The organism is Nostoc sp. C96 (genome assembly GCF_059384975.1).
On sequence record NZ_CM182020.1, the window covers coordinates 5,165,655 to 5,189,926 of the forward strand.

Below are 24,272 nucleotides of genomic sequence, written 5' to 3' on the forward strand. Positions count from 1 at the left end.
GATAAATTTACCAAGGTAAACGCCCGGAATAATTATTTCCTCGGCGTTCTCTTTCTATATCCAAACGCTGTTTAAGTATTCTATATACTTCTCTTGCCAGAGTGTCCAATTTTTCTAATTCGTCTTTTGAAGCAGAATCTTCATTCGTCAGAGAATCATTCCGATTTTCCTCAATTGAATCGCTTGAATTTGAACTTTCAAAGCGTGCTTGTATAACTTGACTAGAAGTTTCACTGTTGGAAAATTCAGCCTTATTTATAGTTTTAATATGTTTTAAGTTATTGTTTAGCTGTTTCTTATCTCTGAGCATTTGTATAACCCTTGTTGGCCTAATACTATCAACTTTATTTTCACCAAACAATTCAGAGATATTTGACCATGAAGTTGGGATATCTTGTTCTGTTAATTTTTGGATGTGGTAAGTAGGATTAGAAGAAACAAGCACAGAATCAGGAATATTTTGTGCGTCTATTTCATCGTCAGATTTAGCTGATATGAAGTCTGATGATAGAGAAAGAGGTTGAAAAATAGATATATTTTTTAATGCTTTAGATAGTAGAGGAATTTCTGCTTTTCTATAGGAATTTTTCTCTGTTTCTTTAGTTTGAATAATTGTTGATTCTATATCAGTGGTTAATGGTGCTTCTTCTACTAGTTGCGATGTAGTTGGTAAGCCATCAATTTTTGGACTCGCATAAGAATCATTACTATCTCGTTGCGTTGGGATAATTGCTGAGTTTACATCAGTAGTTGATAATGTATGTTTTGCTGGTTGGTTTGTTGTTGATAGACTCTCAATTTTTGGACTAGCAGCAGAATCATTACTATCTCGTTTTGCTTGAATAACTGTTGAGTCTATACCAGTATTTGATGATAGGTTTTCAGGTGCTTGGTTTGTTATTGATAAACTCTCATTTTTTGTACTAATAACAGAATCATTACTATCTCGTTTTGCTTGAATAACTTTTGAATCTGTGCCAGTAGTTTCTATAACTGGTTGATTAAAAATGGAATCTCTAGTTTGCAGTTTTTCTTGAATAATTGTTGAGCCTACACCAGTATTTGATGATATGTTTTCTGCTGGTTGAGTTGTGTTTGATAAACTCTCAATTTCTGAAATCGCAGTAGAATCGTTACTGTCTCGTTTTGCTTGAATAATTGCCGGATTTATATCAGTAATTAATAATGGGTTTTCTGAAGGTTGGCTTGTTGTTGATAAACTCTCAATTTTTGAACTCGTAGCAGAATCATGACTATCTCGTTTTGTTTGAATAACTGTTGAGTCTATACCAGTAGTTGAGGATGGGTTTTCTGAAGTTTGGCTTGTTGTTGATAAACTCTCAATTTTTGGACTTGCAGCAGAATCATGACTATCTCGTTGCGTTGGGATAATTGCTGAGTTTACATCAGTACTTAATGATGTGTTTTCTGCTGGTTGAAATGTTGTTGATAAACTCTTAAGTTTTGTAATCGCGGCAGAATCATTATTATCTGGTTGCGTTTGAATAATTATTGAGTCTATACCAGTAGTTGAGGATGGGTTTTCTGAAGGTTGGCTTGTTGTTGATAAACTCTCAATTTTTGAACTCGCAGCAGAATCATTATTATCTCGTTTTGTTTGAATAATTGTTGAGTCTATACCAGTAGTTGAGGATGGGTTTTCAGGTGGTTGATTTGTTGTTGATACACTCTCAACTTTTGGACTTGCAGCAGAATCATGACTATCTCGTTGCGCTTGGATAAATTTTGAATCTTTAACAGTAGTTTCTATGACTGATTGATGAGAGACGGAATCTCTAGTTTGCAGTTTTTCTTGAATAATTGTTGCGTCTAAACCAGTATTTGATGATGGGTTTTCTACTGGGTCAGGTGTTGTTGATAAACTCTCATTTTTTGTACTAGTAGCAGAATCTTTACTATCTGGTTGCGTTTGGATAATTGCTGAGTTTACATCAGTAGTTAATGATTGGTTTACTGCTGGTTGATTTGTTTTTGATAAAATCTCAATTGTTGAACTCGCAGCAGAATCATTATTATTTCGTTTTGTTTGAATAATTGTTGAGTCTATACCAATAGTTGAGGATGGGTTTTCAGGTGGTTGATTTGTTGTTGATACACTCTCAATTTTTGGACTTGCAGCAGAATCATGACTATCTCGTTGCGCTTGGATAAATTTTGAATCTTTAACAGTAGTTTCTATGACTGGTTGATGAGAGACGGAATCTCTAGTTTGCAGTTTTTCTTGAATAATTGTTGCGTCTAAACCAGTATTTGATGATGGGTTTTCTACTGGGTCAGGTGTTGTTGATAAACTCTCATTTTTTGTACTAGTAGCAGAATCTTTACTATCTGGTTGCGTTTGGATAATTGCTGAGTTTACATCAGTAGTTAATGATTGGTTTACTGCTGGTTGATTTGTTTTTGATAAAATCTCAATTGTTGAACTCGCAGCAGAATCATTATTATTTCGTTTTGTTTGAATAATTGTTGAGTCTATACCAATAGTTGAGGATGGGTTTTCAGGTGGTTGATTTGTTGTTGATACACTCTCAATTTTTGGACTTGCAGCAGAATCATTACTATCTGGTTGCGTTTGGATAATTGCTGAGTTTACATCAGTACTTAATGATGTGTTTTCTGCTGGTTGAAATGCTGTTGATAAACTCTTAAGTTTTGTAATCGCGGCAGAATCTTTACTATCTCGTTGCGTTTGGATAATTGCTGAATTTATATTAGTAATTAATGATGGGTTTTCAGGTGGTTGATTTGTTGTTGATAAACTCTCAATTTTTGAACTCGTAGCAGAATCATGACTATCTCGTTTTGTTTGAATAACTGTTGAGTCTATACCAGTAATTAATGATGGGTTTTCAGGTGGTTGATTTGTTGTTGATAAACTCTCAATTTTTGAACTCGTAGCAGAGTCGTTGCTATCTCGTTTTGTTTGAATGACTGTTGATTCTGCAACAGTAGTTGCTATGACTGGTTGATGAGAGACAGAATCGCTAGTTTGCAGTTTTTCTTGAATAATTGTTGCGTCTAAACCAGTATTTGATGATGGGTTTTCTACTTGGTCAGGTGTTGTTGATAAACTCTCATTTTTTGTACTAGTAGCAGAATCTTTACTATCTCGTTGCGTTTGGATAATTGCTGAGTTTACATCAGTAGTTAATGATGGGTTTACTGCTGGTTGACTTGTTTTTGATAAAATCTCAATTTTTGTACTAGTAGCAGAATTATTGCTATCTCGTTTCGTTTGAACAATTGCTGGGTTTATATCAGTAGTTAATGATTGGTTTACTGCTGGTTGATTTGTTACTGATGAATTCTCAATTGTTGAACTCGCAGCAGAATCATTATTATCTCGTTTTGTTTGAATAATTGTTGAGTCTATACCAGTAGTTGAGGATGGGTTTTCAGATGGTTGATTTGTTGTTGATACACTCTCAATTTTTGGACTTGCAGCAGAATCATGACTATCTCGTTGCGTTGGGATAATTGCTGAGTTTACATCAGTACTTAATGATGTGTTTTCTGCTGGTTGAAATGTTGTTGATACACTCTTAAGTTTTGTAATCGCGGCAGAATCATTATTATCTGGTTGCGTTTGAATAATTGTTGAGTCTATACCAGTAGTTGAGGATGGGTTTTCTGCTGGTTGATTTGTTGTTGATAAACTCTCAACTTTTGGACTTGCAGCAGAATCATGACTATCTCGTTGCGTTTGGATAATTGCTGAGTTTACATCAGTACTTAACGATGTGTTTTCTGCTGGTTGAAATGCTGTTGATAAACTCTTAAGTTTTGTAATCGCGGCAGAATCATTACTATTTGGTTGCGTTTGGATAATTGCTGGATTTATATCAGTAATTAATAATGGGTTTTCTGAAGGTTGGCTTGTTGTTGATAAACTCTCAATTTTTGAACTCGTAGCAGAATCATGACTATCTCGTTTTGTTTGAATAATTGTTGAGTCTATACCAGTAGTTGATGATGGATTTTCAGGTGGTTGATTTGTTGCTGATAAATTCTCAATTGTTAGACTCGTAGCAGAATCGTTACTATCTCGTTGCGCTGGGATAACTTTTGATTCTGTAACAGTAGTTGCTATGACTGGTTGATGAGAGACAGTATCTCTAGTTTGCAGTTTTTCTTGAATAATTGTTGAGCCTACACTAGTATTTGATGATAGGTTTTCTGCTGGTTGACTTATTGTTGATAAACTCTCAATTTTTGTACTAGTAACAGAATTATTGCTATCTCGTTTCGTTTGGATAATTGCTGGGTTTATATCAAGAGTTGATGATGGGTTTTCTGCTGGTTGATTTGTTGCTGAGGAATTCTCAATTGTTGGACTCGTGGCAGAATAATTACTATCTCGTTGCGCTGGGATAACTTTTGATTCTGTGACAGTAGTTGCTATGACTGGTTGATGAGAGACAGAATCTCTAGTTTGCGGTTTTTCTTGAATAATTGCTGGGTTTATATCAGTAGTCGATAATGGGTTTTCAGGTGGTTTATTTGTTGCTGATAAACTCTCAATTTTTGAACTCACAGCAGAATTATTACTATCTCGTTTTGCTTGAATAACTGTTGAGTCTATGCCAGTATTTGATGATAGGTTTTCTGCTGGTTGATTTGTTGTTGATAAACTCTCAAGTTTTGGACTCATAGCAGAATCGTTACTATCTCGTTGCGCTTGGATAACTATTGATTCTGTGACAGTAGTTGCGATGGCTGGTTGATGAGAGACAGAATCGCTATTTTGCAGTTTTGCTTGAATTACTGTTGAGTCTATACCAGTATTTGATGATAGGTTTTCCGGTGGTTGATTTGTTGCTGATGAATTCTCAATTATTGGACTCGCAGCAGAATCGTTACTATCTCGTTTTGCTTTAAGGACTGTTGATTCTGTAACAGTATTTGCTATGACTGGTTGATGAGAGACAGAATCTCTAGTTTGCAGTTTTTCTTGACTAATTGTTGAGTTTATACCAGTATTTGATGAGGGGTTTTCTGCTAGTTGATTTATTGATGATGAACTTCCAATTGTTTGACTCGTAGCAGAATCATTGCTGTCTCGTTTTGTTTGAATAACTGTTGAGTCTACGTTAGGGTTTGATGATAGGTTTTCTACTAGTTTAGGTGTGTTTGATGAACTCTCAATTTTTGAAATTGTAGCAGAATCGTTACTATCTTGTTTCGTTTGAATAACTGTTGATTCTGTGACAGTAGTTGCTATGACTGGTTGATGAGAGACAGAATCGCTATTTTGCAGTTTTTCTTGAATAATTGTTGAGTCTACACCAGTATTTGATGAGGGGTTTTCTGCTAGTTGATTTATTGATGATGAACTTCCAATTGTTTGACTTGTAGCAGAATCATTGCTGTCTCGTTTTGTTTGGATAATTGTTGAGTCTTTAACAGTATTTGCTATGACTGGTTGGTGAGAAACAGAATCTCTATTTTTCAGTTTTGTTTGGATAATCTCTGAGTTTACGCTAGTAGTTGATGATGGGTTTTCTGGTAGTTGAGGTGTGTTTGCTAAAATCTCAATTATTGGACTTTCAGCAGAATCGCTACTATGTTGTTGCGTTTGGATAACTGTTGAGTCTACGTCAGTGGTTGATGGTGTACTAATATCTAAGTTCACATGAGGTTGAGCTAAGTTTATATCAATATTATTATTTGATAATATATTTCTTTTTAACGCCAAATTTCTGGGAGCTAATTTCTGCTGAATAATTGTTGAATTTGAAGTAGGTTTTGTTGCTTTATTTGCGTTTGGTAGATTTAAATCGTTGAATCTTTGTGAGGTAGATTCAGAAAAAAAAGGGGAATCTTGAAATTGCTTATCTATTATATTAGAATATATAGCCTCTGAATTTAAGAAGATTGAGGGATCAAAATTAGATAGTGATTTTGATCCTAATGGCGATAAAAATTTGGGACTAATTAATTGTCGTCCCCAAGGTTTATGAGCTAGTAAAGGTCGCTTTATCCCTAGATTTAAGTCTGGTTCTGAAGGTTGGGAGGAAAAACCTGTTGTCAGATTTTCTGTCATATATTATTAATTACTAGAAAATGAACCTGAGCTATCGCGTCCAGAAAGAATCGATGCACCGCCTGATCTTGTTTTATCAACTTTTAAGCCTTCGTAAGTTAAAGTTAATTCTTCAATAGCGACTGTGCTAGAGTCTGCACTTAAACTTGGTGCTTTCCATGAGATAGGTACAGCACCAATTAAAGTCCAACATTGCATGGTTTCGCCTGCTTGATTAAAAACTAAAATATTTACGTTACGTCGTTCTACTGCGCCCGTTAAAATTTTATTAATCCAATTCCAAAATGTTAGGTCATCAGTAATGCCACGTTTAAGGGTAACATCTGAAAAATCTGCGGGATTTAACAATACTCTTTGTTGATTATTAACACCACCTTCAGCAAATTTTTCAGTTTTGATATTAACACCCAAACCTTGGCATTCTGTAAAACATGCAGTAATATTACTTTCTATTTCTACATAAAATCTATTAGCGGTAACGTAGTTTAATTCTCGGCTATTATTAGCCATTAGTCACTCCTATCTAATTTTTAATTCGTTATTTTTGTTGTTGTAAGTCTTCTTTCATAAGTTCATACACTTTATCGGTCAGCTTTCCTAGTAATTGACGATCGCTTATTACTTTAGCTGCTAACTTTGCTAGTTTTTTTTGCTGATCACTATCTTCGTTCATATATCAAAAATTACCAAAATAGATTTATATATATCAGCAAAGTTTGCATCTCGACTATTAGCCAATAGTCTACTTCTTCTCTACTGATTATGTAATGGTACTAAGCCAGCCTTCTCTAATATCTGCTGTACTTCTGTGGTTCTCAGCATTTCCGCAAATTTTTGACCAATAGGCGGACGGCTGTTATCACCTGGATACAATACAACTAATGGATAACTTAGTGGATAGCTGCCTGTTGTAAAAACTTTAATATTAGGCTTATAGCTGCCTTTATCGTCACATAAATCAGTATTGGGATCTATTGATTTATCATTATCTTGTACTAAAGTTTGAACTGCGGGTTTATTACCGTCTGCTATCGCTAAAGGATACGCAGAACATTGGCCAAATACTTGACTAAGTGTTGCAAAACCTATACTCCCTGTAGCCTCTTTTTCAAAGTCACTCAATACTTGTTGAAGCATATTGATGGTAGATAAAGATGTGATATTAATTGTAGAGTTTTTTAAACTATGGAAAGCATTAATGGCACTTTCACTTTTGAGTATTCTATGTTCAAATATTCTGATTGATTCTGCATTATTTGGCATGTAAAGTTTTACTGGTAAATTAGGTAGATTTCTTCCTTTTAATTGGTTCCAATTAGTAATTTTACCTGTATATAAATCTTGTATTTGCTCAATACTAATTTGACCATTTAATGCTTTCGGTAGACTTTGATCACGTTTTGAGTAACTAAAAGCCACAAATACAACTAAACCATCATAAGCAAATACTTGATGTTTTAGTTCGGGACTAAATTGTTCAAGCATATTAGCGATCGCAAAGTCTGTTTTGCTTGATTGCACATTAGCAATTACTTGGTCTATACTCTCTTTTTCTTGATAGCTTAACTGCAATTGAGGCTGACTTTCTTTTAACTTTTCTTCTAGGGGTTGATTTTGCAATATCAAATTTTTTTGTCCGCGGATAAAACTCCAAGTACTGTCTTGTTCACCGCTATAGTTAAATTTCCCCGCAGGGACACCCGTCACGCTTTTTAAACAACAAACTACTGGTTCTTCAACTATACTTTCTTGGTATTTAAATTTCTGGATTAGCCAGCTAATTATTCCTACTAAAAATAATGCAGTCAGAATACTTAAAATTAATATTGAAGGTCGATAAAATTTATTTTTTTTATTTTCGGACTTTGCATTAATGATTAATACTTGTCTAGGTAAAGCTTGATAAATATTCAATAATGCTTGCCGTGCTTCTTCGGCATAATTAAATGGTATATCTAGTCCTAAAAGTTTGAATAAAAAAGCTTTAAAATCTGGAGTTACTGATTGCCAATATTGTTCTTTTTTTGGGTCAATATCTGCATTTAAGGTATTACCTGCTAACAGATAAAAAGCCACATAACCTAAGTCTACTAAATCTTTAGCAACAGTCGGAATAATATTTTTCTTAGTTGATAAATCAAATAAATTTTCCCATAGAGCTAAATCACTTAAATGAATAAAAAACTCTTTGGTATCTGCCATAATCAGCAGACTATCTAAATTAATATTACCGTGGGCGATTCCCTGTTGTATTTGTCCAGTTGGAAGACTAAATTTTTGACCGTGGAGAAATTGCAGAGTTTGTAATACTTGGTCAAGAACACGGTACACATCCCTCTCTGACATTGGTTGGTTATTATTTGTCAGGTATGTTCTCAGGGTGGGATAAGCATCAATATTACCATTAGTAACAAGATAACAGCGTTCGGCAACTGGATCAGCGATCGCATCCCAAGGAAAATTCAAGCGAATATCTTGAATTCTTCCATCAGCTAAATTCAGGCCAGCCAGGCGTTCAAAGGCTTGTTTTCGGTCTCTAGTTTCCTCGGCGTTAAAAGCCTGTTGGGGTAATAAATATTCTTTAATAATTGCTGGTTGTTGGTCTGTTAGCTGAATTCCCTGGTATAAACGACCTAGACCGCGATTTCCGATATAGCTATCGATGCGATATCGCCCTTTATATCCCCGGAATTCGGTTTTTGGCGGGATAATTCCTGTAAAACCACAGTTTTGGCAGGTTTTAGACGTAGGGTTTTGTTCTAGCGTTTTTTTGGGCCATTCACAGCCTAAAGGATTTCCCATCCAGCAGCGATATTTGCGGTAGATGACATCCATCCCTACAGCCGTTGGTGGTTGCAGAGTTACAGGTGTTACAAGCGGTTCCGGTTCTGCAATTGGTGGGTTTTCAGCTTTAGGGAAAAATCTCTGAGGTAATTTGGCTTTGATTTGTTCATAAACCACGACGGAAACCCTTAGCGATCGCTCTTATCTGCCGCATCCTACACTGAATTTTTGCCCAAAGCCATTAGACTTTCCGCTAAAAATTTTTTACGCCTCTGTGTAACTTAGCGTTAACCTTTGCACTCCTCTGGTTGAAAAAATCAAATACCTGTAATGATAAAACCTGCCCAATAATAAGGATGATTATATGGCTTTTTATCAGGAACTATTTTGCTAATTCTATATAAATGAGTGGCTAAATAAGTTCTGATTCTTAATTCGTCAGGATGCAGGGTTTTAATTAAATTTTCATACCATATAGTCAATTCTCCGGCTGTAACTTCTTGTAACCATGTAGTGGCTTCTGTTAAAGCTGTAATTGGTGATTTATTTACCTGGAGTCGACGATAAAATTCGATAATTAATAAAGCATTAGCAGATGATTCGACGTTCCAAAGAGTGCTAATAATTTGAGGAACTCCCCCACAAAGAAAACTATTAACTATCGAGACATATTCTGTAGTCACACTCTGGTTCAGATGACTCGCAAATTTACAGGCTGAGAGTAATACTAAGTCGTAACTAGTAAGATTTTTTTGACAGATTTCTGTAAGTGTAAGTTTGTCTTCATCTGCTAATATCAATTCTGATTTTGTTGGTTCAACAAAATTGTTAATAACTTGACCTGTAACATGAAAAATATTGTAATTTTCAGCTAAAGCCTTCTCTACACTAGTTTTATTAGCAGCTTCCTCCTGAATACGATGAGGATAATCAAACATTTGGCTAATGACTTCGGATTCTAACTTGGCAAATTTTGGTGGAGAATAATTTGCCCTAGCTGGAGATTCAATACTGAGTAATTTTTGCTCTCGCAATTGCTCTATATTTCTCGGTTGTAAGTTTAAACCTATTTGGATACTAGGTAAATAATTAGTAATAAATCTCGACTGAATATTTGGGTTGTCTGATTCAGCATTAGGCAGATTAAACAGAACGTGTAAAGGTAATCTTGATAAATCGCGGTGGGGAATTAAAATTAGATTTGTGATGCCTTCAAGTTCTTGGGTAATTGTGGAAATTTCCAGAATTTTTTGCAGATGTAAGAGTCTTTGCTCCATCTGCGATCGCCAAGAATGATTGCTTTTAGTTTGTGGGTCTTGGGCTTGGTCGCAATAATCTTGGTAAGTTTGATGCCAATCTTCTAACCAATGTTCAAATGCAATCAGTCTTCTAGTTGCTTCCGGTAAAGGTAACTCTTGCAGGGGCTTATTAATTTCTGATGAGATATTTCCTAATTCTTGGACGGGAATAAACACCAAAATAGGTGAGGGAGCGCCATCTTTAATAATAAATGTGTGCAGAGCGGCTGGACTAATATGCCAGTAAATAATTGCGGTGGTGGGGTTCAGTAAATGTTGAACTGAACTATAGTTGAGGGCATAAATTTCATCTTGCCAGCTAAACAGCAACCATTGTAAACAAGCATTTTTTATCTGTTCTGCTAGTTCCCAAGCTTCTACCAAATCCCCAGATTCTACTAAGAAATCAACTCCTAATTGCCCAATCCCGGCAAATTTGAGTGCTAAGTGTTTTTTACTTTCATCAGAACGCCCAGGGTCATTAAATAATTCTTGCAATAGATTAGCGGCACGTTGTTGCAATTCTTGTGCTTGTGTAGTTTGCCCTAAACCCAACAGGACTTTAATTAAAGATTGCAGTATTTCTAAATGTAGTTGGGGAAAACCTTCCCAACTAAGAGTTAATAATGCTTGATTGTATTCAAATACAGATTTGCGCCAATGTTGACGGGATGCAGGTTGTTTTTTACCTTGCTCATAATGGGTGTTCCCAATAGCTAAATGCAGTCTTCCCCAACCTTCGGGGTGGGTATCTGGGCGGATATGTTTTAAACCTTGTTCATAGCTGGCGAGTTTACCTGCATAACCACCTTGTTTTAAAGTGGGGTTAATGACGGCGACGTTAGTTAATAAATGCTCTAGTGTTTCAGTATCAAGTATATGACCGATCGCCGTACCTCGACCAATCCAAGCTTCCCAGTAATCGAGTTTGATTTGTAAGGCGTTGTCATAAGCCACGATCGCCTCAATATAGCGTCCTAGATAAAACAGGGCAACTGCCTGATTGTACCAAGCGAGGTGAAAGTCCGGTTTGATGGCGATCGCTTTTTGATAGGAGGCGATCGCTTCTTCTCTTCTGACTAAGTTATCTAGCGCTACACCTCGGTTATACCAAGCCAAATAGAAATCAGGTTGCGCCGCCAAGGCTTTATCCCACGAGGCGATCGCTTCTGACCACTGTTTTAAATTAAACAGCACCACACCCCGATCAATCCAAACTTCGTAATAGTCTGGTTGTAGTTCTAACGCTTGATTGTAAGAGGCGATCGCTTCTGCATATTGCTCGCTGACCGCAAAAGCAATACCTCGGTAATACCATGTTTCCGGGTCTTGGGGTTGCAATTCTAAAGCTTGATCGTAACTTGTAATTGCTTCCCAAACTTGCCCTAATTTCAGCAGCGCCAAAGCCTTACTCGCCCAAGCTTCTGGATAATTGGGATGGATTTCGATCGCTTGACTAAAAGAAGCGATCGCTTCGGCAAATAATCCCAATTCTCCCAAAGTACCGCCGCGATTGTACCAAGCTTTGTAATGGTCTGGTTTCAGGTCAATTGCTGTGTCATAGGCCGCGACAGCTTCGGCGAAACGTTCTAAATGGAACAAAGTTAAGCCGCGATTAAACCAATATTCATAAGATTCCGGTTGCAATTCAATGGCGCGATCATAAGAAGCGATCGCATTTGCCAAATCTCCGGTTTTGGCTTGTTGCAAACCTTGATAAAACCAAGCTTGTGCTTGAATTGCTGTATTTGCCGGATTAGTTGTCGTAGTCGGAGACGGGTTAGCTTGTGTTGTCAGATTCATCGCCAACTGCTGTACTAAATGTGCGCTTTGATCTAACCTTCCCAACAATTCATCTAGAGTATAGGCGACATTTGGATCTAACGTTGCTAAATACTGCTCCCAAGAATTTCCTGAATATTCTTTTCTGACAAGTCTTGTCTGTTCTTCAGGATATTCCCAAGACAATTCACTTAAATTACCAATCACATCTTCTGCTGCCGGAGCCAGAAACGCTACTGCTGCGGTTGGAGCAAATTCCTCTCCAGTATATTCCCAAGAGATTTTTTCCTGATTTTCTGCTGCCATTTCCTGGGGTGGTGTAGTGGTGAATTCTTCCCCTGTATACTCCCAAACTGATACATCTGTGTTTTCTATTGGATATTCTTGGGGTGATGTACTATCTGCCAATTCTGCTTCTGTGTAATCCCAGCGGATTTCGGCTAAGTTTTCCGTTGCAGTTTCCTGGGGTGGTGTAGTGGTGAATTCTTCCCCTGTATACTCCCAAACTGATACATCTGTGTTCTCTATGGGATATTCTTGGGGCGATGTCCTATCTGCCAATTCTGCTTCTGTGTAATCCCAGCGGATTTCGGCTAAGTTTTCCGTTGCAGTTTCCTGGGGTGGTGAAATGGTGAATTCTTCCCCTGTATACTCCCAAACAGGTACATCTGTATTATTGATTGGATGTTCTTGAGGTATCGTCCGAACTACAAATTCTTCCCCTGTATATTCCCAAATGATTTCTTCGACATTTTCTGTGGAAACTTCATCAACTGCGTTTGCTGGCGGTTGTGCAGTTGCTGGAGGCGCTAATTCGTCATACTCCCACAACGATTCACCCAAGTTACGCAATAAATTTTGTCCCGGAGTATTTAACATCGGGTCACTTTCTTGAGTCTCCGCAATGGCTTGCTCCCATTCATCCGTATCCCGCGTTATTAATCGGATACCAATGTCATAAGAAAGTTCACCAACTTTGCCAATGTTGAGTTCCCCAAGTTGTACCAACTGCGTCGCTAACTGCTGATTAGGTGCAGGTGAGATTAACAATCTTTCACCAAAACTGAGCAACCAATCTATCCAACGCTCTGTACTAATCCGGTCTTCCATACGTTGAAGATATCTGATCGCCCATTGTTGTCCCCGTCCTTGATGTACCCCTTCTAGCAGTTGGGTAAACAGAAGTTCCAAATCAGCATTAGTTAATTCAGGAGGTGGTTCTACCATCTCCTGTTCCCTAAAGGTTTTTAAAGTCTGTTTACTACCAGTGGGCTGGTTTGAATGTGTTTTAAGCCACTGCCATAGCTGCGTGAGCATCTGCACATACTCTGAAGGTTTTGTTTATCCTAGATTGTAGCGATCGTTATGTCAAAAAAGCCTAGATTTGCGTGAAACCCACTGCTATTAACGGGTTTATCTGGTAGATGTTTATCAAAAATATACAAAACTTTGTTAGTTGTTATCCATTGACTCAAGCTGGCGCTTCATCTGAAGTTGAGTTATTAGGCATATAGTATTGATTCACCAACTCTTTAATAATTACTTCTGGATCATCAGATTCAATTCCCAGTTGCTGAGAAATCTGCTGGCGTAAGTTGTGATCTTCCTGCATCATGCCAAACAACTGCTCTAAGGTGACAGTTTGATAATCTCCTTCTGAGCCATTGTCAACTGTTTCTGTGTCTTCTGGTTCTACGTAGTTTTCTAATGATGGGAATGTGCTGACAGCATCTGGCCCGTCATATTCCCAGATAGATTCACCCGAATTACCAGAATTCCGGGTCAACAGCTGCATCCCAATTTCGTAAGCCTCATTACCAATTTCGCCGACACCTAAATCACCCAGTTGGACTAACCGCGCGGCTAACTCGTTATTTGGTGTAGGTGCTGCTAGTAATTTTTCGCCAAAGCGGCGTAACCACTCTATCCAACGTTCTGAAGAAACACGATGTTCAATATTGTGCAGCCACTTGAGCGCCCAAGCCTGTCCTCGCGCCTGATGTACTCCTTCTAAAAGTTCGGTGAACAGAAATTCTAAATCTGTATCACTCAGAGGCGGTGCTGACTCTTGTTGGACATTTACCTCGGCTTTTTTAGAAGTCGATTTTCTCCCAAACAAACTCTGGAAGAGGTTTTTGAGCCATTGAATTAACCGCTTGAGCATTTGTCGCACCATAAAGTGTATTGTCTACCCTAAGATTGTAGCGATCGCTCTGGACGATGGCGTTGGTGCAGTTAAGAAAATGTACATTGTTAGTCATTAGTCAATAGTCATTAGTCAATGGTCTATAATCTTTAGTGCAAATGTACTATAATAAAAAACAGACACGCTGCGTTTAAAATATGTGAACGCCAAGTTAGGCGTTTAATCTCAAATTTATTCTGAAAATGGACTGACATTTTCCTTCCATGCCTTACGAACCCCTGCACCACAAGTATCGTCCAAAAAGTTTTGCTGAACTAGTGGGGCAAGAGGCGATCGCTACCACCTTAATTAATGCTATCCGTACAGCTAAAATTGCCCCGGCTTATTTATTCACCGGGCCAAGAGGTACGGGTAAAACATCTAGTGCCAGAATTCTGGCTAAATCTCTCAATTGTCTCAAAAGTGAGAATCCAACAGCCGAACCTTGTGGTGTTTGCGATGTCTGTCAGGGAATCACTAAAGGCTATTCTTTAGATGTAATTGAAATTGATGCTGCTAGTAATACTGGTGTCGATAATATCCGCGAACTCATCGAAAAAGCACAGTTCGCCCCAGTGCAGTGTCGGTATAAAGTGTATGTGGTCGACGAATGCCACATGCTAAGTACCCAGGCATTTAATGCGTTGCTAAAAACACTAGAAGAGCCTCCTAAACACGTAGTGTTTGTTCTCGCCACCACAGATCCCCAGCGAGTTTTGCCGACAATTATTTCTCGTTGTCAGCGGTTTGATTTTAGACGCATTCAACTAGAGGCGATGGTGAAGCATTTAAATGCGATCGCCTGGAAGGAAAGTATTGAGATTTCCGAAGAAGCTGTCACCTTAGTAGCGCAAATATCCCAAGGTGGTTTAAGGGATGCGGAGAGTTTACTTGACCAACTAGCCTTGTTATCTGGGCAAGTCACACCCGATAGAGTGTGGGATTTAGTAGGTTCCGTCAGCGAACGAGACTTGTTAGCATTATTGGGTGCGATCGCTCAAGATAATCCAGAAGCAATTTTAGACTGTAGCCGTTATATTCTCGACCGAGGTAGAGAACCACTAACTATTCTGCAAAATCTCGCCAACCTCTACCGCGACTTACTCATTGCCAAAACCGCCCCCAATCGCCAAGATTTAGTAGTTTGTACTGGGCAAACTTGGGCATCCTTAATTGAATTGTCACAAAATTTACACATCAGTACAATTTTGGCAGGACAACAACACCTGCGAACAGCGGAAGTTCAAATTAAAAATACCACTCAGCCGCGTTTGTGGTTAGAAGTGACATTACTCGGATTATTACCCAGTGCCAGTATTCAGCCAGCCGCCACAGTTGTTTTACCAAAAGTCAGCATACCTGCACCACAAAATCATCATCACCCATCACCACCAGCAACCGCAAAACCTGCTCCCCCACCTTTAAACGCGCAACCCGTCTCACCGCAGCCTTTACAACCAGTTACCGCAGAAGTAATACCTTCAAATCCGCCACCTATCTCGCCGTCACAGCCTGTACAATCAGTTAAGCCTGAACCTGCTGCCCCAGAAGTCACACCAGAAACTGCACAACCAGACTTAACAGAAATTTGGCAGCAAGTACTGAGTAATATTCAGTTACTTCCCCGCCGCGCATTGTTAGGGCAAATGTGCCATCTGATTGAGTTTGATGGCAATACTGCGCGCGTAGGTGTAAAACCTGCATGGTACGACAAAGTTAAATCTGATCTCACTATGATTGCAGAGGCTTTTCAACAGACTGTAAATCGCAATGTTGAAGTGAGTCTCGAAAAAGCTACTGCTGCAACTTCTTCTACCGCCAGAAAAGAACCCTCAAACAACGGTTCTAATGGTATTCAGCAGTCTGGACTTGCTAAAAACAACAACCATCATCCAGCACCACAGGCGTTTACACATCCACCTGTACAAGTACAGCAACCACCTGTTACACCTCCACCCGTCAAAACTGAATTTTCCGCAAATGGCAATGGTAATAGTAACGGTACTGCTAACATCCAATCACCCCCACAACCCACACAAAATTCTTCTGAGGAATGGGAAGAAGTGACTAGAGCCGCCCAACATTTAGCACAATTTTTCGATGGGCAAATTGTCCGTTTTGCCGATGATGGTTCAGATTTATCTGGCTCCATCATGCCATCTGACTGGGTAGAGGAAGTGGAGGTTGATGATTAGAAGGTAAAAGTAAAAAGGCAAAAGAATTTTATCTTTTGCCTTTTATCTTATTCAATTTTATTTTTCTATTCGGCACTACCAGAATGCACTGTTTTTACCCATTTCAGGCGCTTTGGTCTGATGGACATCCGCGCAGTGGTACTACTCATCACTACTAACCAGTGCAACATATATAATGTGCCGCGCAGGGTTTGTAGTAGTAACACTGGATAGGTAGCAACAGTGAATTTTTGCTCTTGACGTATCCGCCGCAATCCGGCAAACATACCAAAAACAGACATAGACACAGATAAGGTCGTGACTGGGCCTAGCAGTGGTAGGCGATGCCGAGTAATTGCCATTAATAAATCTGGGATGGCAGCTGTTGGCAAGATGTACATGGTAATCATAAACATGAGCATATCCCAGGTTTTGCGGGTACCCATGCGGTTTTTCAGAATCAGATCCCAGTAATCTAAATAACGCTGATAGCCACCTTCTGCCCAACGGTTGCGCTGATGCCAAAGGGCGATCGCATTGGTGACACCTTCTTCTTGCACGGCTGGGGAGAATACGCACTCAATATCCCAGTTGTCCAAGTGCAAACGGAAGGTCATATCCAGATCATCGGTGATGGTTTCCTCATTCCATCCACCACAACTGTCTAAGGCTGTGCGTCGGACGAATTGACCGTTACCGCGTAGTTCGCCAATGCCACCTAAAGCAATGCGCTGCTGTTGAAACCAAGTGTCCAGTGCCATTTCTGCCATCTGTCCCTTAGTCCAAAAATTTTCTTTGGCGTTGGCGATCGCTTTACGCACCTGCACCGCGCCGACCTTTTCTCTTTGAAACAAAGGTACTATCTGGAGTAGCAAGTCTGATGGCACTTGAGCATCAGCATCAAACACAGCAATAATTTCGCCTTTTGTTTGTGGCAAAACCTGATTTAAGGCTCCCGACTTACCACCACCAGCTTGGGGTGAACGCCGTAAGACTTTGAGTTTTTTGTATTGTTGCGCCAGTTCTGCTAGGATTTGCGGTGTTTTATCGGTGCTGTTATCGTCAATTATCCAGACTTCATATTGCCCATCTGGATATTCCAGACTGCAAAGACTTTTGACTAATTTACCAATTACCGCTTCCTCATTTTTCGCAGCTACCAACAAAGATACAGAGGGTAATTCGCCCTGCATTTCTTTTTGATAGCGCCGAGGTCTAGAAAATACCACTACTAGGGCATGAAGTCCCATAATTGTGGTCAATCCTAGGACAAATATATAAGCCCAAGAAGCCAAGTGTAGAGCGATCGTCCCGCTCCAAACTATTGACAAAACCAGAGCAGCTTTACGTCTACGTCCTTGAAACCGAGATGGTTGAGACAAATTATTTGCCTCAACTAGTGACTCTTCTGTAGCTGATAGGTCAACTAACAGAGAGTCAAGCGGGTCAAGCTCTTTGTATGAATCGTGTTCAGGCCAGGAGTTCGCTGGCATAGGTTACTTAATGCAATACCAGTATTTTTATACACCCATGAATAAGCTGGGAATTATTTAACGTCAAACATTAACTCTGCTATCTGTGTTTATCTGCTGCATCAGCAACATGTTGTCTTGGGATGGCAACTGTAGATTAAGCAAAGTAATCGCAAGATAGGCACAGCTTATAGTTGTGAGACATTGCAATCAGCGCGTTTATTACCTAAATAGTAGGTTTTTTGCCGCTACTGCCCAGCTTTGAGAAAAGCTAATGCAGCCTTATTGTAACCGAAATTTTAATATTTCTTAGTAGTAACTTTTGTTGTGCTATCACAAAGTCAAAACTAAAAAGACAAAATGCAAAGAATTGCTTATTTTTTGTTTACATAAATTAATGTTCTTTTTGCGTCATAGCATATTTTTACTCGCCCACCTCAGACTGGTTCGTTTGTAGTGTGTATTACAGCTATTTTTTTGGGAATACTATTGACAACTACTAATATCCCCAGTTTCAACTAACTTGAGGAATATTCAACAATGTCTATTGAGCAACTACAGCCTGCTACTCAGCAGCAAGCAAGCGTTTATTTGCCTTATATTCAGGGTACAAAGCGCAATTTCTTGCCCTATGCCATCAGTCTCTATCAAAAAGGCATTGTCGAAGGGCATCGCAAAATAGAAGCCAGCGACAATATTCCCTTTGTGGCTTCCTGGAATGTCGCCACTCTGCCTTCAGACTTGACACGCTGCCGAATGCAGTTTGATGGTAATGCTGATCTCAATTATGAAGTGATGATGGCCAGCTTTGAGTTTATTGGTTTTTTAATTGAATTAATGGACAACTATAAACGTTATCGTGTGACAGACTTTTCCCAATCCTTTTACCGCAAGTTACTGCGTATTGATGAATAAAACAATTCCCTAAAAGTCTAGGGGATAGGATAGCAAGGGAAATTGTTTTCCCTTGAACCTAGCTCAGGCATTGAATATTGCAAACATTGATGTATGTTATATTTTATAGATTTATCATCAAGCCTAAAACAGTTAAAGCATTATTTTAAATACCCAGTAGTTAATAACTTTATAGAATAAATACTGTAAATAAAATCTATTTTTTTAACCAAAAAAATGTTAATTCTCAAAAACTATGCTCACTAAGAGCGTAAGTCTTCTGCTGGAACAAACTAAAATTAGGAAACACCTAGTACGTCACAGCGGAAATAGGCAGACCATTGAAAATAGGTAAAAGCTTGCGTTATAAGTATTATTTCTTTTTACTTTTGCCTTTTTACTTTTGCCTTGTTGTACTAGCTGGGTTCTACTTCCTTTTGAATTTAGGAGTGCATGTGTGCCAAAATCTGCTAAACATCTTCTGATTGGCTCAACCGAAACTTACAGTGGAAAATCTGCAACAGTTTTGGGTTTGTCTTATCAGCTACAGCAAAAAGGGCTGGATATAGCCTACGGTAAACCGCTGGGAACTTGTTTAAGAACATCTGGCGGCACCATAGTTGAAGAAGATGTCCAGTTTATTGCTTCTAGCCTTAACCTAGCAGCAAACCGCATTGCGCCTACTATGCTGGCTTTAGATGAAGTCAGTGTCCAGAAACGTTTAAGCGGCGAAGATAACAATAATTATCGGCAGTTGCTAGTACAGCAATATTTGCAAGTTGCTCGCGGAGATTTAGTCTTACTGGAGGGGCCAGGCAATTTAACAGAAGGGCATTTATTTGACTTATCGACTTTACAAGTAGCAGAAGAATTAGATGCTGCTGTCTTGTTGGTAACTCGTTACAACTCGTTACTGTCACTAGATGCTTTATTAGCGGCTAAACAGCGTGTAGGCGATCGCTTGGTTGGTGTTGTCCTCAATGATATTCCAGCCAAGGAATTAGAGATGGTCAAAAATCTTGTTCGGCCGTTTTTAGAACAGCAAGGTATGGCCGTACTAGGAACACTGCCGAAAAATGATTTACTGCGGAGTGTCAGCGTAGGTGAACTAGTAAACCAGTTAAACGCTGAAGTTCTCTGTCGCAGCGATCGCTTAGATTTGATGGTAGAAAGTCTGGCAATTGGCGCAATGAACGTCAATGCAGCCGTCAAGTATTTCCGCAAACGGCGTAACATGGCAGTAGTCACAGGAGGCGATCGGGTAGAAATTCAACAAGCAGCTTTAGAAACCTCAACCCAATGTCTCATCCTCACAGGACAATTACCACCACCGCAATTTATTCTCAGCCGTGCTGAAGAACTAGAAATTCCAATTTTATCTGTGGACTTAGATACCCTCACTACGGTAGAAATTGTTGACCGAACTTTTGGTCAAGTCCGCGTTCACGAACCAATTAAGGTGCAGTGCATCCGCCAGTTGATGAATGAGCATTTTGACATTGAGCGTTTGTTACTTAAACTTGGCTTAAGTCCAGCCACAGCCTTGTCCTAGCCGCACAAAATGACCCAAGATGCCAGTTAGCTATGCAGCTAAATGTTGTGTTTTTGTTTCAAAACTAGCATTCGTCATGGTACTCAGTTTCTTTCTTCAGCAAGCTTGCGGAGTTTATCCATCACTTCTGGTAACACTTTTTGAAATTTTTGACCTAATAGGTTGCTGAATAAAAAAGACAAAATTCCAGTGAACGAAATCTCATGTGTAAAGAATGTCCCGCTTTGGTTTACGGTGAGATAACGTCTAACGTTGAGCTTGCACAAAGGCAACTGAGTGGTAAATGTATAGCTCTTTTTTGACTCGAATTCCGAGATAAAAAACACAGACACAGGGGCATTCTTGGGTTTTAACTTTCCTCTAGCATAGAGGGTAAAATCTCCTTCAATAGATGCGAACTCTAGTTCTGTATCCCATTTTTGCCAGTTATTCACATCAACCCATATCTCCCAGATTTGTTCCGGTGTAGCTTTGGTTGTGACTGTATGACTGAATTTCATATTTTCCAACAATACGTAAATGTCGTAAATTTCGCATTCAGGCTACCTTACTCACCCCGGAAGGGTCAATAAGTCAAGAGTCTACTAAAAAAAGGCTGATTTTGACAATTGACCGTTGACTATTGAGAGAATTATCCAGCTACTTAGTTAAATAATTCAAAAATTGTAGCCATCTATGACTTCATCTAGCTTCTTACCTACACTCTGTTTGGTAAAATATCTAGGTCGTTAAATTCTAATTAATTCTATCTTTGAGCCAGTCAATAGACCTAATTAACCTCGATACATTAGCGCAAGAACTGGCGACAATTCAGCAAACAGGTTCTAAGCGAATCGCTTTGCTGGGTTCTCGTCATGTGCCGATTACGCATCAAAATCTGATTGAAATGATGACATACGCTTTGGTGTTATCAGGCAATCGGATTATTACCTCTGGGGCTACGGGAACGAATTCAGCCGCCATCAAGGGCGCAATGCGGGCTGATCCCAATTTGCTGACTGTGATTCTTCCCCAAAGCTTGGAACGCCAGCCTTTAGAATCTCGGCAGCAGTTAGAACAGGTAATGCACTTGGTCGAAAATCCGAGTAATGATAACCTGTCTCTGGCTGAAGCGAGTTACATCTGTAACAAAGAGATTGTCTCGCGTTGTCAGCAATTAATTTGTTTTGCTTTTCATGACAGTCGCACTCTGCTACAAACTTGTGGAGATGCGGAAGAACAAAGAAAAGTAGTAACTTTGTTTTACTTTGATTAGTCATTTATCCGTTGTCATTTGTCCTTTGTCATTTGCAATTTACTAATGACCAATGACCAATGACTAATGACTAATAACTATGGACTATTAACTAATGACTATTTTTTTGTACTGTATTGCAGCGGCGGCTGTACTTATTTATCTACCGTTTATGGTGGTGGGTTATGCCCGTGTCAGTGTGGGATATGATATATCCGCGCCTCGCGCTATGTTTGATAAATTGCCACCTTATGCCCAAAGAGCTACTTGGGCGCATCAAAATTCTTTTGAAACATTTATGATTTTTGCTGTCGCAGCACTGATGTCCTATATAACTCAGGTTAATTCTCCTGTGGCGATGGTGGCGGCGATCGCTTTTGTGGTGGCACGTTTCCTATACTCTATCTTCTATATTTTGAATATACCGCTTTTGCGATCGCTGATGTTTGCTATTGGTTCTCTTAGCTCTGCAACTCTCATCTGCTTCAGCATCATTCAAGCAAATAATTAAGAGTAGGGAAGAGGAAAGAGAATACCAATTACCCATTACCTCATCCACAATCCCAAATCCAACATTTTCTATGGCTTCAACTTACTCCTTTGACATTGTGAGCGATTTTGATCGACAAGAATTAGTTAACGCTGTTGATCAAGTTGTGCGAGATATTACCAGTCGATACGACCTGAAAGATACTAAAACTACGGTTGAGTTAGGTGAAACAACGGTTACTGTGAATACAGACAGTGAGTTTACTCTAGATTCTGTACACAACATTCTGCGAGAAAAAGCTGCCAAGCGTAATCTCTCTCAGAAAATTTTTGACTTTGGCAAAGTTGAATCTGCTAGTGGTAATCGTGTACGTCAAGAAATTACCCTCAAAAAAGGTATCAGCCAAGATATCGCCAAGCAAATTTCTAAATTGATTCGTGACGAATTTAAAAAGGTACAAGCTTCAATTCAAGGTGATGCTGTACGAGTTTCTGCAAAATCAAAAGACGATTTGCAAGTTGTCATTCAACGGCTAAAACAAGAAGACTATCCAGTTGCATTACAATTTACGAATTATCGTTAGTAAATACCTAGATCTAGTTAAATTTTTTCCAATAAACTGCCAGTGAGTTCTTGTTCGTTGGCAGTTTATTTTATTTTCAACGTCAAGGTAAGCAGAATTTTTCCCAAAAAGTTATAGCAGTCGAAGTATAGGTTAGGACATTTAAAAAGCAAGAATACTAATCATAGTAAAACTTTACCTCCTGCCTCCTGCCTTCTGCCTCCTGCTATAAGTATATCTTTATGGATAATTAGTATTATACTTCCTCTGCCGTCTCAGCGGATTCATCCACACTTCTAATTTACTAAATACTTGGGAAGAAAGCAATGTCAAACACAAGTAAACTAAGGCTATGCCGGCATAAATTTCAAAGGCACGATAGTTCCCGGCGATAATCAGTTGTCCTTTACGTAGCAATTCTTCAAAACCGATAACTGAAACCAAGCTGGTATCTTTTAATAAGCTAATAAATTCATTACCCAAAGGTGGAATCATCCGCCGGAAAGCTTGGGGAAAAATTACATAAACCATAGTTTCTGTTGCACTTAAACCAAGAGATTGCGCGGCTTCAGTTTGTCCTGGTTCAATTGATTGAATCCCGGCGCGGACAATTTCGGCAATATAGGCGGCGCTATTTAAACTTAAAGCAAGTACTCCCGCAACCAAGGGGTTAAAGTTCAAGGTAAAACCAAGTTGTTGAGCAAGTGCTGGTATGCCAAAATAAATCATAAAAATCTGTACCAGCAGAGGCGTTCCGCGAAAGAAATCTATATATGCTCTTGCTAACCAACGCACAGGTTTAATCAGAGAAAGGCGAACAATTCCTATTAAGGAACCACCAACTAAACCCAGCACAACAGAAAGAATTGTTAATTGCAGTGTTACCAATGCACCTTGCAATAGTAGGGGAAAAGCCCGCCAAATTACATTTAATGAGGTGAATAAATTAGCTTTATTTCCATTAGCCTGATTTTCAAAAGGAGACTTGGTAGGTAATGATGGCGGTTCCGCTTTAAACCATTTTTTGTAGATTTGGGAATATTCACCATTTTTGAGGATTTTATCTAAACCATCATTAATCAGTGTTAAATTAGGCGAGTTTTTAGCAGTGACAATTCCGTAATATTCTTCTGTGAGTAATTGTTGAATAACTTTAATCCCCTGGAGATTGCCAGTATTAATGGCATATAAAGTTACAGGTGCATCATTAATTACCGCATCCACATTCCCATTAACTAATTCTTGCAAGGCTAAAGGTGCAGAATCAAAACTGCGAATCTGCACTCCGGGAATACTTTTAGCTTTTTCTGCGCCAGTTGTGCCAATTTGGACGGCTAGTTTTTTATTCTTGAGACTATCTAAACTAGTTATATCTTGATTGTTGTTACGAACTGCGATCGCCAACCCTGCTTTAAAATAAGGACGGGAAAAATCTACAGTCTTGGCGCGTTCTGCGGTAATTGTGATGGAACTAATCGCCGCATCTATGGTTTTAGCTTGGACTGCGGGAATAATCCCATCAAAAGGGATGCTTTGGAAATTTACTTTAAAATTAGCAGCAGTGGCGATCGCATTCATTAAATCATAGGAAAAACCTTGCAATTTGCCGCCTGCGCCTTGAAACTCAAAGGGTGGAAAAGCTGGTTCAGTTGCTACCCGCAGAGTTTTGCCAGTACTATCATTTACACTACACCCAGTGAGTAAGGCACAACTCAAACCAACCACCAACAACCAGCGCCACCAACGCCTAAAATTTAATCTAATCATCTTTATTTATAATG

At 39.0% G+C, this 24,272-nt stretch carries 16 protein-coding genes; 6 read left to right on the plus strand and 10 right to left on the minus strand.

Annotated features, from left to right (window positions below):
* Positions 1-7 precede the first annotated feature (7 nt).
* The 7 genes from AC504W_RS22090 to AC504W_RS22120 all read right to left on the minus strand — a co-directional run bounded on the left by AC504W_RS22090 (position 8) and on the right by AC504W_RS22120 (position 14,189).
* Complete coding sequence (locus AC504W_RS22090; protein ID WP_494874359.1) at positions 8-6,064, minus strand: hypothetical protein; 6,057 nt, start codon at positions 6,062-6,064, stop codon at positions 8-10.
* Positions 6,065-6,070: 6 nt separating this feature from the next.
* Positions 6,071-6,574 carry a phage tail protein gene (locus AC504W_RS22095; RefSeq protein ID WP_494874361.1) on the minus strand — a complete coding sequence of 168 codons (504 nt, stop codon included), beginning with the start codon at positions 6,572-6,574 and terminating at the stop codon, positions 6,071-6,073.
* A 28-nt stretch (positions 6,575-6,602) separates the two neighbouring features.
* Positions 6,603-6,737 (minus strand): hypothetical protein, encoded by a 135-nt coding sequence (locus AC504W_RS22100; protein WP_494874362.1) that lies wholly within the window; start codon positions 6,735-6,737, stop codon positions 6,603-6,605.
* An 80-nt stretch (positions 6,738-6,817) separates the two neighbouring features.
* Positions 6,818-9,025, minus strand: a complete 2,208-nt coding sequence (locus AC504W_RS22105; protein ID WP_494874363.1) for a substrate-binding domain-containing protein — start codon at positions 9,023-9,025, stop codon at positions 6,818-6,820.
* A 140-nt stretch (positions 9,026-9,165) separates the two neighbouring features.
* Positions 9,166-13,155 (minus strand): CHAT domain-containing protein, encoded by a 3,990-nt coding sequence (locus tag AC504W_RS22110; RefSeq protein WP_494874364.1) that lies wholly within the window; start codon positions 13,153-13,155, stop codon positions 9,166-9,168.
* Positions 13,156-13,399: 244 nt separating this feature from the next.
* A complete protein-coding gene (locus tag AC504W_RS22115; protein WP_494879417.1) occupies positions 13,400-14,092 on the minus strand; it encodes a hypothetical protein in 693 nt (230 codons plus the stop codon).
* Positions 14,022-14,189, minus strand: coding sequence for a hypothetical protein (locus AC504W_RS22120; RefSeq protein ID WP_494874366.1), 168 nt, complete (start codon positions 14,187-14,189; stop codon positions 14,022-14,024). The genes AC504W_RS22115 and AC504W_RS22120 overlap by 71 nt, the downstream gene beginning before the upstream one ends.
* 148 nt (positions 14,190-14,337) lie before the next feature.
* Here AC504W_RS22120 and AC504W_RS22125 point away from each other — a divergent pair, with 148 nt between their 5' ends.
* Complete coding sequence (locus AC504W_RS22125; RefSeq protein WP_494874367.1) at positions 14,338-16,308, plus strand: DNA polymerase III subunit gamma/tau; 1,971 nt, start codon at positions 14,338-14,340, stop codon at positions 16,306-16,308.
* A gap of 65 nt (positions 16,309-16,373) precedes the next feature.
* On the opposite strand, the gene AC504W_RS22130 is transcribed toward AC504W_RS22125, so the two are convergent.
* On the minus strand, positions 16,374-17,780 hold the full coding sequence (locus AC504W_RS22130; protein ID WP_096579997.1) for a glycosyltransferase family 2 protein: 1,407 nt from the start codon (positions 17,778-17,780) through the stop codon (positions 16,374-16,376).
* Between the two features lie 519 nt (positions 17,781-18,299).
* Between AC504W_RS22130 and ebsA the strand changes: the two genes are divergently transcribed.
* Both ebsA and AC504W_RS22140 read left to right on the plus strand, forming a co-directional pair.
* Positions 18,300-18,674 carry a type IV pilus biogenesis protein EbsA gene (gene ebsA, locus AC504W_RS22135; protein WP_015112342.1) on the plus strand — a complete coding sequence of 125 codons (375 nt, stop codon included), beginning with the start codon at positions 18,300-18,302 and terminating at the stop codon, positions 18,672-18,674.
* 436 nt (positions 18,675-19,110) lie between these two features.
* On the plus strand, positions 19,111-20,205 hold the full coding sequence (locus AC504W_RS22140; protein ID WP_096579999.1) for a phosphotransacetylase family protein: 1,095 nt from the start codon (positions 19,111-19,113) through the stop codon (positions 20,203-20,205).
* An 83-nt stretch (positions 20,206-20,288) separates the two neighbouring features.
* On the opposite strand, the gene AC504W_RS22145 is transcribed toward AC504W_RS22140, so the two are convergent.
* Positions 20,289-20,705: an SRPBCC family protein gene (locus AC504W_RS22145; RefSeq protein ID WP_494874368.1), complete on the minus strand. Its 417-nt coding sequence runs from the start codon at positions 20,703-20,705 to the stop codon at positions 20,289-20,291.
* A 251-nt stretch (positions 20,706-20,956) separates the two neighbouring features.
* On the opposite strand from AC504W_RS22145, the gene AC504W_RS22150 reads away from it, so the two are divergent.
* From AC504W_RS22150 to AC504W_RS22160, 3 genes are all read left to right on the plus strand, one after another.
* Positions 20,957-21,460 carry a hypothetical protein gene (locus AC504W_RS22150; RefSeq protein WP_015112345.1) on the plus strand — a complete coding sequence of 168 codons (504 nt, stop codon included), beginning with the start codon at positions 20,957-20,959 and terminating at the stop codon, positions 21,458-21,460.
* Between the two features lie 94 nt (positions 21,461-21,554).
* Positions 21,555-21,950, plus strand: a complete 396-nt coding sequence (locus tag AC504W_RS22155) for an MAPEG family protein (protein ID WP_494874369.1) — start codon at positions 21,555-21,557, stop codon at positions 21,948-21,950.
* 70 nt (positions 21,951-22,020) lie between these two features.
* On the plus strand, positions 22,021-22,512 hold the full coding sequence (locus tag AC504W_RS22160; RefSeq protein WP_015112347.1) for a YajQ family cyclic di-GMP-binding protein: 492 nt from the start codon (positions 22,021-22,023) through the stop codon (positions 22,510-22,512).
* Between the two features lie 219 nt (positions 22,513-22,731).
* Here the strand turns inward: AC504W_RS22160 and AC504W_RS22165 are convergent, their stop codons facing one another.
* Entirely contained in the window at positions 22,732-24,258 is a 1,527-nt protein-coding gene (locus AC504W_RS22165; protein WP_494874370.1) for an ABC transporter permease subunit, read from the minus strand.
* Positions 24,259-24,272 lie beyond the last annotated feature (14 nt).